Here is a 16086-nt window from a genome sequence, read left to right on the forward strand (position 1 = left end):
GTGAGTCGCGCCAAACTGTACAGTGAAAGAATTCCAACTTATTGAATGTTATTTCAATCACCGCGGTCCCACGCGCCGTGATGTCAAACTGAGTATTGGCGACGATTGCGCCCTAGTGCAGCCCGCCGAAAACAAGTCGATCGCCATCTCCTGCGATACCTTAGTCGAAAACGTTCACTTCTTCCCCGATATTCCCCCTCAAGCCTTAGGTTACAAAGCCTTAGCCGTGAATCTTTCCGATTTAGCCGCTATGGGTGCTGAGCCTGCGTGGATGACGCTTGCGCTTACTTTGCCAGAGGTTAACGAAGCCTGGCTGAGTGGCTTTAGTGAGGGACTCTTCGAAGCAGCTGAATACTATGGTATTGCCCTTATTGGTGGCGATACTACCCGCGGCCCTAGAGCCATTAACATTACCGTGCATGGACAAGTGCCGCAGGGTAAGGCATTGACTCGCCACGGTGCAAAAGCGGGTGACTGGATTTATGTGACCGGTACGCTAGGCGATTCGGCATTAGGGCTGGATTTGATCCGTGGCGTGCAGCATGCGCGTGCGGAGCATAAAGAGTTCTTAATCAATCGCCATTATCGTCCGACGCCTCGAGTGTTAGCGGGTCAATCGTTACGGTCTTTGGCATCCAGTGCCATCGACTTATCCGACGGTTTTATCTCCGACATTGGCCATATCCTCAAAGCATCGCAGGTAGGCGCGGTCGTGGATGTGGGCACGATTCCGTTGTCCCGCGCCATGCAAGATACCGTGAGTGAAGAGCATGCCTTAGGTTATGCGCTAACGGGGGGCGAGGATTATGAGCTGCTCTTTACCGTGCCAGAGGCGCAAAAAGGTGCGTTAGAAACAGCACTGAGCCACGCTGGGACTAAGTTTGTGCGGGTTGGGCAAATTTGCGCGGGCAGTAAACTTAAATTGCAACTCAATGGTGAGCCGTTTACGCCGCCATATCATGGTTTTGAGCATTTTTAATGAAGTTGTTATCCCAAGATCATGCGCTGTCGCGCCTGTCTCTTAAAAATCCGATCCATTTTTTAGCATTAGGCTTTGGCAGCGGTTTAGCGGCAAAGGCGCCCGGCACTTTTGGTACCTTAGCGGCAGTTCCGCTCTATTTGTTATTGGCGCAATTGCCCTTGAGTTGGTATTTAGCCGTGACCTTAGTATGCATACTCGCGGGGATTTATATCTGCGATAAGGCGGCTAAGGACATGGGCGTACATGACCATGGTGCAATCGTTTGGGATGAAGTGGCGGGTCTATTAATCACTATGATTGCCGCGCCAGCCGGAGTGCTCTGGTTAGTCGTTGGTTTTGTGCTGTTTCGTCTCTTTGACATCATCAAACCTTGGCCAATCCGTTGGCTCGATGCCAAGGTCGAAGGTGGCTTTGGCATTATGATCGACGATGTATTAGCTGGCATTTTTGCGCTTATTGGTGTGCAGGCCCTGGCGGCTTTTATCCATTAACAAAAGTAGTTTTGTGTTAATTAAGCCGCCTTTAGTGAAGACTAAAGGCGGCTTTTGTTTGTATTGATGCTTTAATGCGGATGTCTCGGTTTGACAATAAAGAGGTCGGTTCGCAGTTTGTTAATGATATTTCGCGCCGCATTACCTTTGAATGCGCTCAACATGCCTTTGCGTTCGGCGCTGCCCATCACCAGCATATTGACGTTGAGTCTACGTGCTTCCTTGGCAATCGTATCTTCGGGCAAGCCTTCTTCAATGTGTAAGTTGCGTGTGTTGAGATTATGCTGCCGTGCCACTGTGGTGAGTCTTGCCTTATATTTGTCCCGTTCACAGAGTTGTTCTTGTGGCTGTTGATTAAAGCTCATATAGAAGGGATCGGGCAAGTAACTGTTAATTAAGTGCAGATCATTAGATAATAAGGTTGCAATCCGTTTACTTTCTTCTATCAGCGTTTCATTAAACTCAAGGTGACTGGTATTTTCATTGTCTAGTTCAAGGGCGGTGAGTACGTGACCATTTTCGTGCCAATCTTCAAGATCGACAAACATCACCGGAATATTAGGCAATCTCAGTAATTGCCATTCATCTGCAATTAAAAATTCACTGAAGAAAGGTGGATAGAATTTATGACTGACGATGATGAGGTCGTAATCTAACTGGCTACATTCATTGACGATTGCATTATGAATTGAATGGGAAAGGCATTCCTTTATACGGATTGGATATTGTTTATCGGGATAGGCCAAGATAGGCTTTCGCCTGTCATCAGGCATTATCTTAGACTTATCTCTATGAAATAACAGATTAAGATTAAAATTGTGGGTTCGTTTCACTTTTAGGATAGTTAACGATGCGTGGCATTTCCTGGCCAATACGACGGACTTTTTTAGAACCGCGTTGGGGGGAACTGATTCATCCACCGCCGCGAGAATATGCTGGAAAGGCATGCTAAAACTCCTATTGACCTGAGAGGTAATTAAGTCTAGGAAAATAGGGCTCATACGGTAATATTAATTATCGCTATTAAATTTGCAATCTAGCCGATAATAATCTAACTAAAGTTAATAATTAAATATCATGTAGTTACCTTAATCCACGATAGTGTTTTCGAATATTTTTTTATAATCATGCCTATTTATATAAAAATTTATTCATTCACCCTTCACTAAGGGTGATTTTTATCATCATAGGGTATTTGGTCTCTAGTATTTAGATATTAGGTTGTTTGAATATTCTAACGTATTCTAAAATCAATATTATTTATGCTTTAGCTTGGATAATTATTCTGCACAATAAAAATGAAGGCTCTCTCAGAACCTTCATTATGTGTACATCTTTATTTACAGGATTAAGCGAATGACTACTGTAATAACTCCCGTGCATTGGCTAAGGTGTTGGTGGTAATCGTATCGCCACCGAGTAATCTGGCGAGCTCTTGGATACGTTGTTCCCTATCTAAAGGCGTCATAGTGGTTTCAGTACTTCCCGCCTTGTTGAATTTATTCACAAACATATGTTGATGGCCATTACCAGCAACTTGCGGTAAATGGGTCACGCACAGCACTTGGGTCGATTCGCCAAGGCTACGTAGCATACGTCCAACCACAGCTGCTGTGGGACCTGAGATCCCAACATCCACCTCGTCGAAAATGAGTGTCGGAGTGGCAACCTTTTTCGCGGTAATGACTTGAATACCAAGGCCAATACGTGACAATTCGCCGCCTGAGGCAACCCTAGATATAGGTTGTAACGGCTGGCCTGGGTTGGTGGTGACCATAAACTCTATATTATCGCTGCCATTCATCGACATGATTTCTGGGTTGAAATTCACTTCAATGGTGAACTTCCCCTTAGGCATATTGAGTTCGTGAATGGATTGAGTCACCAACTTATCCAACTCTTTCGCATAACGGGCGCGGCTCTGACTCAGCTTTTGCGCGTTAGTGAGGTAGGCCACTTTACTGGCCTCCACTTGGCGTTGGATATCTTCTAGCTTATTTTCATCATCATCGAGTGTGGTGAGTTCTGACTTGAGGGCGAGATGATGCTCGGCTAATTTGTCTGGGCTAACATGGTGCTTACGGGCCAGTTGCATGGCTTTAGAGAGCCTTTCCTCTAAATAGGCAAAATGCGCGGGGTCGAGTTCAAGTTTACTTAGGTAGTGCTGCAATTCGCCAGCGCTCTCTTGCACTTGAATTAGCGCTTCGTTCAGCATGGTGCTGACATTGGTTAATGCGGGATCATAGCTTTGCAAATTCTCTGCAAGGCCAACGGCTTTATTCAGTAGTGACTCGATATTGCTTTCTTCGCCATCGGTGAGCAAAAACAGGCTGGCTTGGCAGCTATCAACCAACTCGGTGCCGTTTGCTAGGCGTTTGTGTTCCTGTTCAATCTCTTCAAATTCACCGACCTTGAGATCAAACTCATCTAACTCTTCAACTTGATATTGCACCAGTTGTTTACGGGCGATACGTTCCTGCTGTGAGGCTTCTAATTGTTTGAGTTCGGCTTCAATTTGTTTACAGCGCTGATAGCTTGCCGCTACTGTGTCTATCAGTAGTCTGTGATTGGCGTAGCTATCGAGTAAGGTGAGCTGGTGTTCACTCTTTAACATTGCATGGTGGGCGTGCTGGCCATGGATCCCCACAAGCAATTGTCCCAGTAATTTCAGTTGAGTTAACGGCACAGGATTGCCATTGATATAGGCGCGTGACCGGCCATCACTGCCAATGGTTCGACGCAGAATACACTCATCATCGAGTTCGAGATCGTTATCTTCGAGCCAGCGTTTTGCCAGAGGCACATCCTCGAGTGAAAATCGGGCACTGACTTCGGTTTTGCTCGCGCCAGGGCGAACACTGCTGGCATCGGCACGGTTGCCTAGGCACAAACCTAGCGCGTCGATGGCAATGGATTTCCCCGCGCCAGTTTCACCAGTAATGCTGGTCATACCGGGGCGAAAGTCCAGTTCAAGGAAACGTACGATAGCGAAATTGTTGATGCTGAGTTGGCAAAGCATAGTGAGTTCCTGTCGAAAAACTTACCAAATCACTGTATTGATAAACAGTATATACTGAATTTATATACAGTAAAGTGGCTTTGGGTGAATATTCGACATGTCGCTATATTGTAAAATCTAATTAGTTGTTTATGAATAGGTTTTAACGAGTTGCTCCAGAATGGGTAAGCTGAAAAAGGTCACTATAGTGCCAAAGAGTATCCCTTGAGCACTGCTGGAGGCTTGAGTGTTATAGCGTTGAGCCAACAGATAGACACTTGCCGCAGTGGGTAAGGCGCTGAGGATGACGCCCATAACGAGATAGTCGCCCGTGACACCCACGCCTTTTAACATGAAGTAAACCAAGGCGGGTTGCAGGATAAGTTTAAACAGGTTGATCAGGCTCAGTTCGATAAAGTTTGTCAGGCTAAAGACCTTGCTATCTTTTTGATAGCGCATAGCTTTAGCCAACACCATGCCGACGGCAAAGAGGGCACAGGGACTGGAGGTATTGCCTATCTGCTGGATCATCATTGCCAAGCCTGAGGGGAGAGTTATCCCTAATGCCGAGATGGCCACGCCAATAAAACAACCAATCACAATTGGGTTTTTCACCACGGCTAACAGCATGATCACTGCGGCGTGATGTTGCCGCTGTTTATTGGTGGCGAGTTCTAGCGAGACCAAGGCCACGGCAAACATGAGTACGGACAATAAACTGGCAATTGCAGCGGCAACTAAGGCACTTTGTTGCTGGGGAAATAAGATGATAAGGAGTGGAATACCAATAAATGCGGTATTACCAAAAGTCGCATTTAGGGCGCGCACGGCGGCAATTGCATGTTGTTTAGGATTAACCAGTAGGGAGATGCCGATACAAACGAGGTAAATCACCAACATGGCTGCGCTGTACCCGGCGATAAATCCCCACTGTAGGATCTCTTCAATGGGCTGCTGCGCTAGTGCTATCAAGAGGATGGCAGGAAACGCAATATAGTAAACATATTGATTGAGTACTTGGTCTGTTTCTACTGGAAGAAAGCGCAGTTTTTGCACTAGTGTGCCCAGTAGCATGATCCCGAAGACGGCAAACAGAGGGGTTAAAATGTTCATGACCCTCACTCATCCTTTTGTGTTGCTTATCCCGCGAGATAGCCTTAGTGATGCTTGATTTCATTCAAGCCGCCAAGGTGAGGTCGGTTGGGATGTTATTTCAGCGAATTGACGATAATCGGCGCTAGCGCAGTAAATCTGTTAGCAAAATAGCATAGCATTCCCTCTAGAGGCTATTGCGCTATGGTCGTAGAAGTGAATAATTCTACGTTTAAAACACAATGAGTTAGTGCGTAGTCTGAACGCAAGCACTCACATAAACGATTGGGATAGAAAATGGCTGATGATATAGGCGCCGAGCTGCAGTTAATTTATCTGTTTGTGCATTTAGTGAATGCGGGGAGTTTTTCCCAAGCGGCTAAAGAGCTCGATATGCCCATCGCCACTGTGAGCCGTAAGCTGGCCAAACTTGAGGAGAAGCTCGATAAGCAATTGTTTATGCGTAGCACTCGTAAGCTGCGGTTAACCGAAGAAGGCCTAGCTTTATTTCAACGCTACCAGAGCGTCATTGCCCAATTTGATGAACTCAGTGGTGTTGGCAGTGATAAGCCCGAAGGAACATTGCGAATAGCGGCGCCGATTTCGATTATTTCTATCATCTTTATCCGTGCATTGAACGAGTTTGGGCGTTTATATCCCGATATTCGCCTGCATATTTCCCAAAGCAATGAGTTGGTGGATTTAATTGATAAAGGGATCGATGTCGCGATTGTGGGCGGTGCCCAGCCCGATTCCTCTTGGGTGTCGAGCACCTTAGGCGAGCTCGATTACCGCCTGTTTGCTACGCCGGAATATTTAGCCTCGGCGCCTAAGTTAACCCATCCCGATGATCTTGAAGCCCATCAGTTAATTAAAGTGTGGCCACTGTTTAACTGGCACTTAAAGCACCCGAATGGCGAGTCGTTTTATTTTAATGGCCCGACAAAGCTCACGCTCACGGATCTACACGGTGCAATTCAGGCGACTCTCGATCACGGCGGCATTCTATATGGCCCAGAATTATTTGTAAAACAGCAGATTAAAGAGGGGCAGTTAAAAGTACTCTTGCCCGAATGGATAGGTGAGCAGCGCAGAATATCGATTCTGTACCACCAGCGGAGTCAGCAGCCGCTAAAGGTAAAAGTATTTATAGAGTTTATGCAGTCTAAGGCGCCCGAGCTGTTTTCGATGATTTAAGCTCGTTAGCGTTTGCGGGGTTTTAGCGGATTTTTACTCATGGAGTTTTGGGTCTGCTTCGCCTCTTGCAGGCTAGCGCGGGTGGCAGGCACTATCCCCAGTTCAAGGTAGTAATTGACTAAACGGCGCAGTTCAAACAGAGAACCAATACGGCTTTGCTGGCCTATGGTGAGTTTCCAGGTATCGGTGCGACCTTCGCTATTGGTTAAGATAAATCCTTGGTAAACGAGTTTTTTCATATTGAATGGATACTTGGCTTAATCCTATCCCTCGCAGTGTTATCCCTTGGGTAAGATGCTACCTAATAGTGAACCACTCTTAGGTAGCAGGACTCATTTACGCGACGCTAATACCGATATTCGAGACACCCGCTTCGATAATCTCTTTGCGTAAACCTTTCACCAACTCTGCGGTGATCTTAGGATTTTCTTCGATGATTTCCAGCAGTGTATTCTGCAGTTCACGCTCTTCTTCCATCACTTCATGGGCGAAGACATAGTCATCTAAGGCATCATCGGTTAAATCCACATCGCTGATGGTCTCAATGTAGTTCGCCACAGTGCTTGAGGATAACTTGCTGATATTGGTGATATCTTCTTCAAGATCGGTTTGAATCGCACCGAGTAACGTAGACAGAGCAACCACGGCATCCATCGCTGGGTATACGCCATAGTTATCAAAATCGGCGGGTTCAGGGGTGTTATCTTCTAAGCGCTGTAGATGCACATCAATGTTGAATTTCAGCTTGTTGTCGTACTGGGATTGCCAAAGAAGATCGAGCACAGTGCTTAATACCGCAGGATCGCCAAACTCGCAAACCTCTGAAAACAATTGATAGTTAGGTAACATTCGTTGGCAAAGGGCAATGGCAAAGAGTTTTTTCTGTGGTAGTTCTAGCGCCTTTAAACGCTTAAAGAAGCCCGTTTTTTTGGTCATCTGTTATTTCCGCTGATAGCTGTGATAGCACTTGTTTTGCCGCCGATTCTACCTTAGTTAGCTCATCAAGTAACTCTAGTATTTCCGGTTCGAGATCTTCGACACGGGCATCACGTTTCAATGCCGATTCAATCTCTTGGCATAATCGCTGTGTGGTCGGTACTCCGCAATAGCAACTGGCACCATGGAGTTTATGGATAGTGGTGAGCATAGTCGTTTGATCGTTCTTACTCAGCGCAGTCTCAATTGCCGAGACAGTTTGAGGCAAGGAATCCAATAACATGCGCAGCATATCCAAAGCTAAATCCGACTTATGGTTGGCTTGGGTTAAGCAAAGATCCCAGTTGAGGGTGTGTAAATCGAAGTGGGTGAACTTGGGCCGAGTTATCCAGCGGTTTATCTCCGCTTTGAGGGCGGCTTCGTCGATAGGTTTAGGCAAGTAACCATCCATGCCGCTGCCTAAAATCAACTCACGTTCCTCGGCAATCGCGTGGGCGGTCACGGCAATAATGGGCGTGTTGCGGTTCATCGACCCTTGGCGGATTTGCTTAGTGGCGCTGATGCCGTCGGTGCCCGGCATCTGAATATCCATAAAGATAAGATCAAAGGTGCGACTCTTGGCTTGTTTGACGGCTTCTTCACCGCTGTTAACGGCGATGACGGTCGTCACTAACTCGTTAAGCAGGGTATCAATCAGTTTTAAATTGGCAAAGTTATCATCCACCGCCAACACAGTAAGGGACTGACGCGCGGCGGGAACGGTAATCGCCACGGGAGGTAAAATGTCGTATTCCATTGGTGGATAGAGCATATTACGCGCCAATTGGTGTTCACTCACCGGCAGTGACAACACCACATCGGCATTGGGGCGAATAAATTGGCTTAGTACTTCCTGCTCTTGGCAATCGAACAGCACAATCAAGCAATCTGTTTTACTCTTAGCTTGATTTAGGGTACTGACCAATTGATTCGGATTGCTAAATCCATGGCAACTCAACAGCACATAATCGAACTGATGCTCTGTGGTCGAGAGCGTCGTCAGCAAGCTCGGAATGTGTTGATGGTGAGTCACTTTTGTATCCCACTGTTTTAGCTGGCGACTAATCACCGAATGGGTGAGTACTCTGGGTTCGTAAAACAGCACGGTTTTGTCTTTAAGCTTTTCAAAGGGCAGCGAATCGCCAATCTGGAATTGACCTAGACCCAATGGCAGGGTGAACCAGAAGTTAGACCCCTTATCCACCGAAGAGGTAAAGCCAATTTGGCCGCCCATTTGATTGACGAGGCGCTTAGTGATGACCAGCCCTAGCCCAGTGCCTCCAAAGCGGCGAGAAATCGAGGAGTCCGCTTGGCCAAAGGCTTGGAACAGGAAGTCCTGTTGGTTTTCATCAATCCCAATGCCGGTATCAATCACATCACAGCGCAGCACCACTTGATCATCGGTCTGGTTTTGTAACTCTAACTTGACCAACACGCTGCCCGAATCGGTAAACTTGATAGCATTTCCCACTAAGTTATTGATAATTTGGCAAACACGCATCGCATCGCCGTTAACATTATCGGGGACGTTGGGCGCAATATCGACTACCAATTCCAGCCCTTTGGCCTGCGCGCTACCGGAGATTAAAGTGATTGTCTCACCTAAGGTTTCCCTTAGGCCGAATGGCATATTTTCTAACACCATTTTGCCGGCTTCGAGTTTAGAGAAGTCGAGAATATCGTTGATAATCGCCAGTAGGTTAGTCGCGCTGCGCTCGATGGTATTAATGTAATCGACTTGGCTCGAGTGCAGCGGGGTTTTAACGAGTTGACGGGCAAAGCCTATCACGCCGTTTAATGGTGTGCGCAGCTCGTGGGACATGTTCGCCAAGAACTCCGACTTAATGCGGCTGGCCTCCAGCGCGCGTTTTTTGGCTAAGTCGAGCTCGACGTTTTGGATCTCAATCTGCTCTAAGGTTTCCCGTAGATCCGAAGTTGCCTGATCGATATTTTGCTGCATCTCATCGTGATATTCCGATAGCGAGCCCGCCATGGCGTTAATACCGCGTTTAAGCAAATCCAGCTCACCGATAAGATTGCCCTCAAGCCTGGCATCGAGTTTACCCTCACGGATTTTGGCGACCACCCGTACCATTTCGGTAATTGGCTGGGTAACGTTTTTAACCAGACGAAAGGTAAACAACAGGTTTAATTGCACCCCAATCAAGACGATAATAAAGGCGGCCACGGCGGCCCTGTGTTGTTCGAGCAGCGCGCGTTCTTTATTGATAATCACCGAAATATAGCCAAGCAGCTCGCCATTATCGGTTTGGATATCAAAATTGACGGGCGTCCCCGCCGCAGGTGGTGCGGTGGCAAAAATCGGTGTGCGTAGGATAAGGCTGTCGCCCACATGTTCGATTTCGGTTTTGTGCAGATTGGTCAGCGCCTCTTTATAGCGCATGATTTCGAAATCTTTGTGGTAATGCGATGTGACAAACAGTTGATTTTGAATGTCAAAAATAGCGATGGATTTAACGAGCGTGGATTTATTCAGTTGGGCTGCGGCGAGGAGCCGTTTGGTCGCTTCCCTGTCATTGCCCACGAGTCCCACTTCACTGGCAATCGCTAAAGGTTCGATAATATTGCTGCCCTGTTCAATCAGCGTATCTTCGAGTTCATAGAAGCGATTTATGGTAAAGTAGCTGCCCAGCAGAATACCGACTAAGATCGTCGGCGCAAGCGCAAGCACCAGAACCCAGGAACGTAAGCTGTATTTGGTCATGTTGTTGACAGGGTTCATAGCAGCAGCGCAGTTTCCTAAATTCTAGGGACGATATAATTTTATAAGACTGCCAGAAAAAGGGCGGTCTTTACCAGTTTTTTATTGATTTAGAGGCCGAAATGGCACAATTTTTTAAAGCAAAACCAAATAGTTCCAAGCAACTGTCCGCGAAGCAATCTTTTAGCGTGCATCAGCTGGATCATCTAGGGGCAGGTATAGCACAACATCAGGGAAAAGTCGTATTTATCCCCGGCGCCTTGCCGAATGAAACCGTGCAGGCGCAGCTGACCGAACAAAAGAAAAACTATGCCCGAGCCAAGCTGATTAAAGTTGAGACGCCGAGCGCTGAGCGAGTCACGCCGCTATGCCCACATTACCAAACTTGTGGCGGCTGCGATTTACAGCATATGTCATTAGCTGGCCAGCGCGAGCATAAGTCCGCGGCCTTGGTTGATATTATGGCCAAATTTGCTGGCGCCGAAGGCAACTCAGTGCCTGCATTGACGGGCGAAGGTTGGCACTATCGTCGCCGCGCCCGCCTTGCGACCCTATTTGATAAAAATACCAAGCAGTTGAGCCTAGGGTTTCGCGCCTCGAGCAGCAACCAAGTGGTGCCTATTGATACCTGTTTAGTCTTGGCGAAACCCTTAGCGGATTTAATCGCCCCATTTGCTAAGTTGCTTAATCAACTGGCGGCCAAATCGAGCCTTGGGCATGTAGAATTGATTGATGCCGACAACGGCCATTTTGCGGTTATTCGGATCACTAAATCCTTAAATGATAAGGACATGGCTAAGCTTGCGCAGTTTGCTGAGCAGCATCAAATCCATATTTGTTTGCAAGACAACAACGGCGAGTTCCATGGGGTGAATGGCTCGCTGTTATTGCCCGTTTACCAGTTGCTTGATGATAACGCCGATGCAACGCCTGTGAGCTTAACATTTACCCCAGGTAACTTTGTGCAAGTGAATGCGCAAATCAACAAGGCCATGGTGGCGCAGGCGTTAGACTGGTTAGCACCACAGCCGGGTGAGCGAATTCTCGATCTCTTCTGCGGTATGGGGAACTTCAGTTTGCCTTTAGCTAAACTGGGCGCCGAAGTGATTGGGGTTGAAGGGGTGCCAGAAATGGTTAGCCAAGCCCGCGAAAACGCGGCGGCGAATGGCTTAAGCAATTTAACCTTTTACCATGGCGACTTAAGCGCCGATTTATCCTGCGAGCCTTGGATGGGTAAGATTGATAAGTTGCTACTCGATCCTGCCCGCGCGGGGGCGTTTGAGAGTTTGCAATGGCTTAAGAAGATGAAACCCCGCCAAGTGGTGTATGTCTCTTGTAATCCGGCGAGCTTGGCCCGCGACAGTGCGGTGTTGCTCGAACGTGGTTACAAGTTACAAAAGTTAGGCTTAATCGATATGTTCCCACAGACACATCATATCGAAGCCATGGCATTGTTTGAGCTTGCAAAATAAGGCTTATCGATTGGGCAAGGTTTCCTCACTTGCCCGCGTTATTCGAGTGTAAAGTAAGCAAAGCGTTTGAATAACGTAAAAAATGTGAAGTTTCGTCTCGTTGGGTTTGACAAGTCCGTGCCAATGCTGAAGATAGGAGTGCCGAGGTGGTGCCACTTTTCTTTGAGCACGAATAAGGAAATAAATTAGATGGTCTCTGTTCGCGAAGCGCACTTTAATGATCCCGATTTTCATCTTGAAGATTGGGTGGCTCGCTATGTCAGTCATGTCGAGGAGGCGCAAACCTTACTCACCCTGATTGCACAGGTGGAAGCCTTACCCGCTAAGAGTCCTGCCGCGAAAAGAGAACTGCTCGAACGTGCCCGCGAGATGATTGAAATCCTCGCGCCATTGAACATGGATATCGAGACGCTGCAAGCGGCCATCCTATTTGTGGTGTTTGATGCTGGCTTACTAAATGAAGAGGCGATCAAAGAAAAATTTGGCGAGCCGCTGGCGCGGTTAGTTGCCAGCGTCGTGACCATGGATGCGATTGGCGCGTTAAAAATCAATCCCAATAGCCGCTCAAGCGAGCCGCAAATCGACAATATCCGCCGCATGTTGCTGGCGATGGTCGAAGACGTGCGCGCCGTGGTGATTAAACTGGCCGAGCGTGTTTGTTTGCTTCGCGCCGTGAAAAATGCCGATGAAGAAACCCGCGTCTTGCTGGCCCGCGAAATTGCCGACATCTATGCGCCGCTCGCGAACCGTTTGGGTATTGGTCAGTTAAAGTGGGAATTAGAAGATATTTCCTTCCGTTATCTGCATCCAGATACCTACAAGGACATTGCGAAACAGCTAGATGGTAAGCGGTTAGACCGCGAAGTCTATATCGAAAAATTTGTCGAGCAGTTGCAGCAGCGCCTCGATGAGGATCATATCCGCGCTAAGGTCTATGGTCGTCCAAAACATATCTACAGCATTTGGCGCAAAATGAAGGGCAAACACCTCAAGTTTGATGAGTTGTTTGACGTGCGCGCCGTGCGGATTGTCACCGAACGTTTGCAGGACTGTTACGGCGCCTTAGGGGTCGTGCACACTCTTTGGCATCATATTCCACGCGAGTTTGATGACTACGTGGCCAACCCTAAACCTAACGGTTATCAATCCATCCATACTGTTGTGGTGGGGCCAGAAGGTAAAACCGTTGAAATTCAAATTCGTACCCAAGATATGCATGAAGATGCAGAGCTGGGTGTTGCCGCGCACTGGAAATACAAGGAAGGTAATCACTCCGGCAAACAGAGCGGCTACGAAGAAAAAATCAATTGGCTGCGTAAAATTCTGCAATGGCAGGAAGACGTGGTCGAAAGCGGCAATTTGGTCGAAGAAGTCCGCAGCCAAGTGTTTGAAGACAGAGTCTATGTCTTTACTCCAAGTGGTGAAGTCGTTGACTTGCCGCTCGGCTCAACCGTGCTCGACTTTGCCTACTATATTCACTCGCAGGTTGGCCATAAGTGTATCGGCGCTAAGGTCGATGGCCGGATTGTGCCGTTTACCTACCAGGTTGAAACGGGCGAGCGTATCGAGATCATCACCTCGAAGCACCCCAATCCTAAGCGCGATTGGCTCAATCCAAACTTAGGCTATATCCGCACATCGCGGGCGCGCTCGAAAATTCAGCATTGGTTTAAGCAGCAAGACCGCGATAAAAACATTATCGCTGGTAAAGAAATGCTCGAAGCCGAGCTGGCGCGAGTCAGCCTTAAAATCAAAGATGCTGCCATCGCCGTTGAGCGCTTTAATATGGCGAGTATGGACGACTTGCTTGCCGCTATCGGCGGCGGTGATGTGCGTTTACATCAGGTTGTTAACCATATCCAAAGTAAGTTGCGCCTCGATGAGGCGAGCGAAGAAGATGCGGTTGAAGAACTAGTTAAGAAGAGCCAACCCAAATCTGGCACCAATAGCCGAGGACAGGTGGAGGTGAATGGCGTGGGTAACTTACTCAGCCATATCGCCCGTTGCTGCCAGCCCGTACCTGGGGATGAGATTTTGGGCTTTATCACCAAAGGGCGCGGTATTTCTGTGCATCGCTCCGACTGTGAGCAGGTGAAAGAGTTAATGCGCGTTCACCCAGAACGTGGCGTCGATGTGGTTTGGGGCGAGAATTATTCAGGTGGTTATCGCATGCGCCTGCGGGTCTTGGCCCATGATCGCAGTGGATTATTGCGGGATCTCACCTCGGTACTCGCCGCCGAAAAGTCCAATGTGCTCGCCATGAGCTCGTCATCGGATATTAAGAATCAAACCGCGGCAATCGAGCTTGAATTGGAGCTTTATAACCTCGATGGCTTATCGCGGGTGTTATCTAAGCTCTCCCAAGTCGATAGCGTGATAGAAGCAAGACGGCTTTAAGGTTAGCAATATCTTTCGAAGCGATTAGCCTCGAAATTAGCAATATAGAATACTTTGATAAGAGATATATTGGGGCAGGGAGGCTGTTCATCATTCTGAGCAATGGCATTTGCTCTCCGACGCGCAGCGAGTCCGTCCTTGGATGCTCGACCGCCCCGTTTGATGTGAATGGATTCACGAATGCCGCGGTGGCATGGATGCCAAAGAGCGGCCGTGGGCGGACGGTCGTCTCGCAAATCACCATTGCTCAGCTTCCTAGCATCGTTGTTGGCTGCAGGTTTCAAAGAGACACACAGCATGCTTTGGGACAAAAGCGTGTCAGGACATCGGTTGCATCTGGTGAATTTCGGATAAAAATTTATATGGCGATAACGCCGCCAGCAGCGGCCGAGTGAAACGAGGTCCAGCGACCGCAGGGAACGTTGCTGGCTGGCCTTGTTGTTATATGCGGTTGAACTAAAAGCACCCACTATAGATTTTGACCAACGATACAGTCATAGGGTGCTTCTTATCAAAAGCCTCGTAGTATATTCGGACAAATTCTTGCTCTGGTATAGCCGCTGACTTTAAGTGAGATGGAATGTTGTGAACAGCATCCATTAAGTCAGCCACGAGCTCTGATTTCGCGCCATTCGAGTTGTCCCAACTTAGAGATCTTGCAATCAGCGTCGCCTGATATAAAACCTCAAGGTGAGCCTGTGCTTCGGGTGAGAGCTGAGTTTTCAATTGACTTCCTTTGGCATATAACGCCCGCGTAATAGGCGCGAGCTTGCGAGCGTCCTAATTGACGCGTTTGTTAGAGCTTTCTTCATCTGGAATCCCATTTTCGGCTCTAATTCGTTTATGCCTAAGCTTTATAGCTACCTGCATTGCAGTCATAACCAACATCACAGAAGTAATTATAAGAATCATTGGAAAAAAAGATTCGGTTACCTTGCCGAATATACTAGATGACTCAAAACTACTGCGAATGAAGGTGAGCATCGTAGCCAAGGCAGCAATAGTCCCTAACGTAAGGGAAAGCAAAGAAGTCATCTTCTCTTTGTACTCGACGCGGGCAACAAAGACTTCGCGATCTTCTGAGAGATTTTCCATCTCTGTGGTTTTTTCTGGTATTAGAGTCTTAAGAGATTCACAGTATTCCTTTTTCGCTGAAGATGAAATAAAGCTTGAATCCATTATTTCCTTAATAAGCTCTTCAACTATTTCCGTGATGCCGTGTAATCGTTGTGGTTCAATTTTGTACTTCCGAGCAGTAGCGTTTTTTAATGCTTCTATTACTTCAACCGCTGGTAGGCTGCTTTCCGAGATTTCAGGGCGAATGGCGTACAGAATTTCTCTGTTCGCAGAAGAGATGTTTATTGCCAGCTCTCGAAGATCCTTTTTGGAGAAAAGTGTCCTAGTGAGCCACGCCACAATGAGGCCACTTAAAACTCCACCTCCGATGCCTACAACCCATCCATTATTTAGAAGTTCTTCCATACTTTCCTCGTTGAGCTCTAACATTTTATTCGTGCGCATGCGCGTTTATCTCGTTGGACCAGTGAAAACGCGCACGGTTAACTATCTGTATGCAAAGAACTTATCAGCTTTCTGCCAGATACACCATCTGGAAAAACGCGCATGCGCGTTTTCCAAACCTATGAACTAAAAGCCAGCTATTATAGTCAATTGATTTTATAGCGTTTTATTTATTGCGGATGGAATTAGTGCGCACTGATTTTGTCTGAAAATCATACCAAAACACCTAAATTTAAATA

12 protein-coding genes are annotated in these 16086 nt (G+C 47.4%); 5 read left to right on the forward strand and 7 right to left on the reverse strand.

From position 1 onward, the window contains the following. The first annotated feature begins 22 nt into the window (after window positions 1-22). Both thiL and K0H59_RS05935 read left to right on the forward strand, forming a co-directional pair. A complete protein-coding gene (gene thiL, locus K0H59_RS05930; RefSeq protein ID WP_011716204.1) occupies window positions 23-979 on the forward strand; it encodes a thiamine-phosphate kinase in 957 nt (318 codons plus the stop codon). Beyond that, window positions 979-1473, forward strand: coding sequence for a phosphatidylglycerophosphatase A (locus K0H59_RS05935; RefSeq protein ID WP_088210821.1), 495 nt, complete (start codon window positions 979-981; stop codon window positions 1471-1473). Before thiL ends, K0H59_RS05935 begins: the two co-directional genes overlap by 1 nt. A gap of 71 nt (window positions 1474-1544) precedes the next feature. On the opposite strand, the gene K0H59_RS05940 is transcribed toward K0H59_RS05935, so the two are convergent. From K0H59_RS05940 to K0H59_RS05950, 3 genes are all read right to left on the reverse strand, one after another. Next, the gene (locus tag K0H59_RS05940) at window positions 1545-2420 is read right to left on the reverse strand and encodes a universal stress protein (protein ID WP_088210820.1); all 876 of its coding nucleotides are present in this window, start codon (window positions 2418-2420) and stop codon (window positions 1545-1547) included. A 413-nt stretch (window positions 2421-2833) separates the two neighbouring features. After that, window positions 2834-4492 carry a DNA repair protein RecN gene (recN, locus tag K0H59_RS05945; protein WP_088210819.1) on the reverse strand — a complete coding sequence of 553 codons (1659 nt, stop codon included), beginning with the start codon at window positions 4490-4492 and terminating at the stop codon, window positions 2834-2836. A 129-nt stretch (window positions 4493-4621) separates the two neighbouring features. Beyond that, on the reverse strand, window positions 4622-5584 hold the full coding sequence (locus K0H59_RS05950; RefSeq protein WP_089068228.1) for an AEC family transporter: 963 nt from the start codon (window positions 5582-5584) through the stop codon (window positions 4622-4624). A 276-nt stretch (window positions 5585-5860) separates the two neighbouring features. Between K0H59_RS05950 and lldR the strand changes: the two genes are divergently transcribed. After that, window positions 5861-6760, forward strand: coding sequence for a LysR family transcriptional regulator LldR (gene lldR / locus K0H59_RS05955; protein WP_088210817.1), 900 nt, complete (start codon window positions 5861-5863; stop codon window positions 6758-6760). Between the two features lie 5 nt (window positions 6761-6765). Here the strand turns inward: lldR and K0H59_RS05960 are convergent, their stop codons facing one another. The 3 genes from K0H59_RS05960 to barA all read right to left on the reverse strand — a co-directional run bounded on the left by K0H59_RS05960 (window position 6766) and on the right by barA (window position 10478). Then, window positions 6766-6999, reverse strand: coding sequence for a DUF3319 domain-containing protein (locus K0H59_RS05960; RefSeq protein WP_011625558.1), 234 nt, complete (start codon window positions 6997-6999; stop codon window positions 6766-6768). Window positions 7000-7096: 97 nt separating this feature from the next. Next, window positions 7097-7696 (reverse strand): YjaG family protein, encoded by a 600-nt coding sequence (locus K0H59_RS05965; RefSeq protein ID WP_011716210.1) that lies wholly within the window; start codon window positions 7694-7696, stop codon window positions 7097-7099. Further along, window positions 7671-10478: a two-component sensor histidine kinase BarA gene (gene barA / locus K0H59_RS05970; protein WP_220054955.1), complete on the reverse strand. Its 2808-nt coding sequence runs from the start codon at window positions 10476-10478 to the stop codon at window positions 7671-7673. Before barA ends, K0H59_RS05965 begins: the two co-directional genes overlap by 26 nt. A gap of 101 nt (window positions 10479-10579) precedes the next feature. Here barA and rlmD point away from each other — a divergent pair, with 101 nt between their 5' ends. Both rlmD and relA read left to right on the forward strand, forming a co-directional pair. Next, a complete protein-coding gene (gene rlmD, locus K0H59_RS05975; RefSeq protein WP_220054956.1) occupies window positions 10580-11929 on the forward strand; it encodes a 23S rRNA (uracil(1939)-C(5))-methyltransferase RlmD in 1350 nt (449 codons plus the stop codon). A gap of 189 nt (window positions 11930-12118) precedes the next feature. Then, window positions 12119-14326 (forward strand): GTP diphosphokinase, encoded by a 2208-nt coding sequence (relA, locus tag K0H59_RS05980; RefSeq protein ID WP_011716213.1) that lies wholly within the window; start codon window positions 12119-12121, stop codon window positions 14324-14326. A gap of 780 nt (window positions 14327-15106) precedes the next feature. On the opposite strand, the gene K0H59_RS05985 is transcribed toward relA, so the two are convergent. Then, a complete protein-coding gene (locus K0H59_RS05985; protein ID WP_140418325.1) occupies window positions 15107-15808 on the reverse strand; it encodes a hypothetical protein in 702 nt (233 codons plus the stop codon). Between the last annotated feature and the right edge of the window lie 278 nt (window positions 15809-16086).

Source organism: Shewanella sp. FJAT-51649 (assembly GCF_019457435.1).
In the GTDB taxonomy this organism is placed as follows: domain Bacteria; phylum Pseudomonadota; class Gammaproteobacteria; order Enterobacterales; family Shewanellaceae; genus Shewanella; species Shewanella mangrovisoli.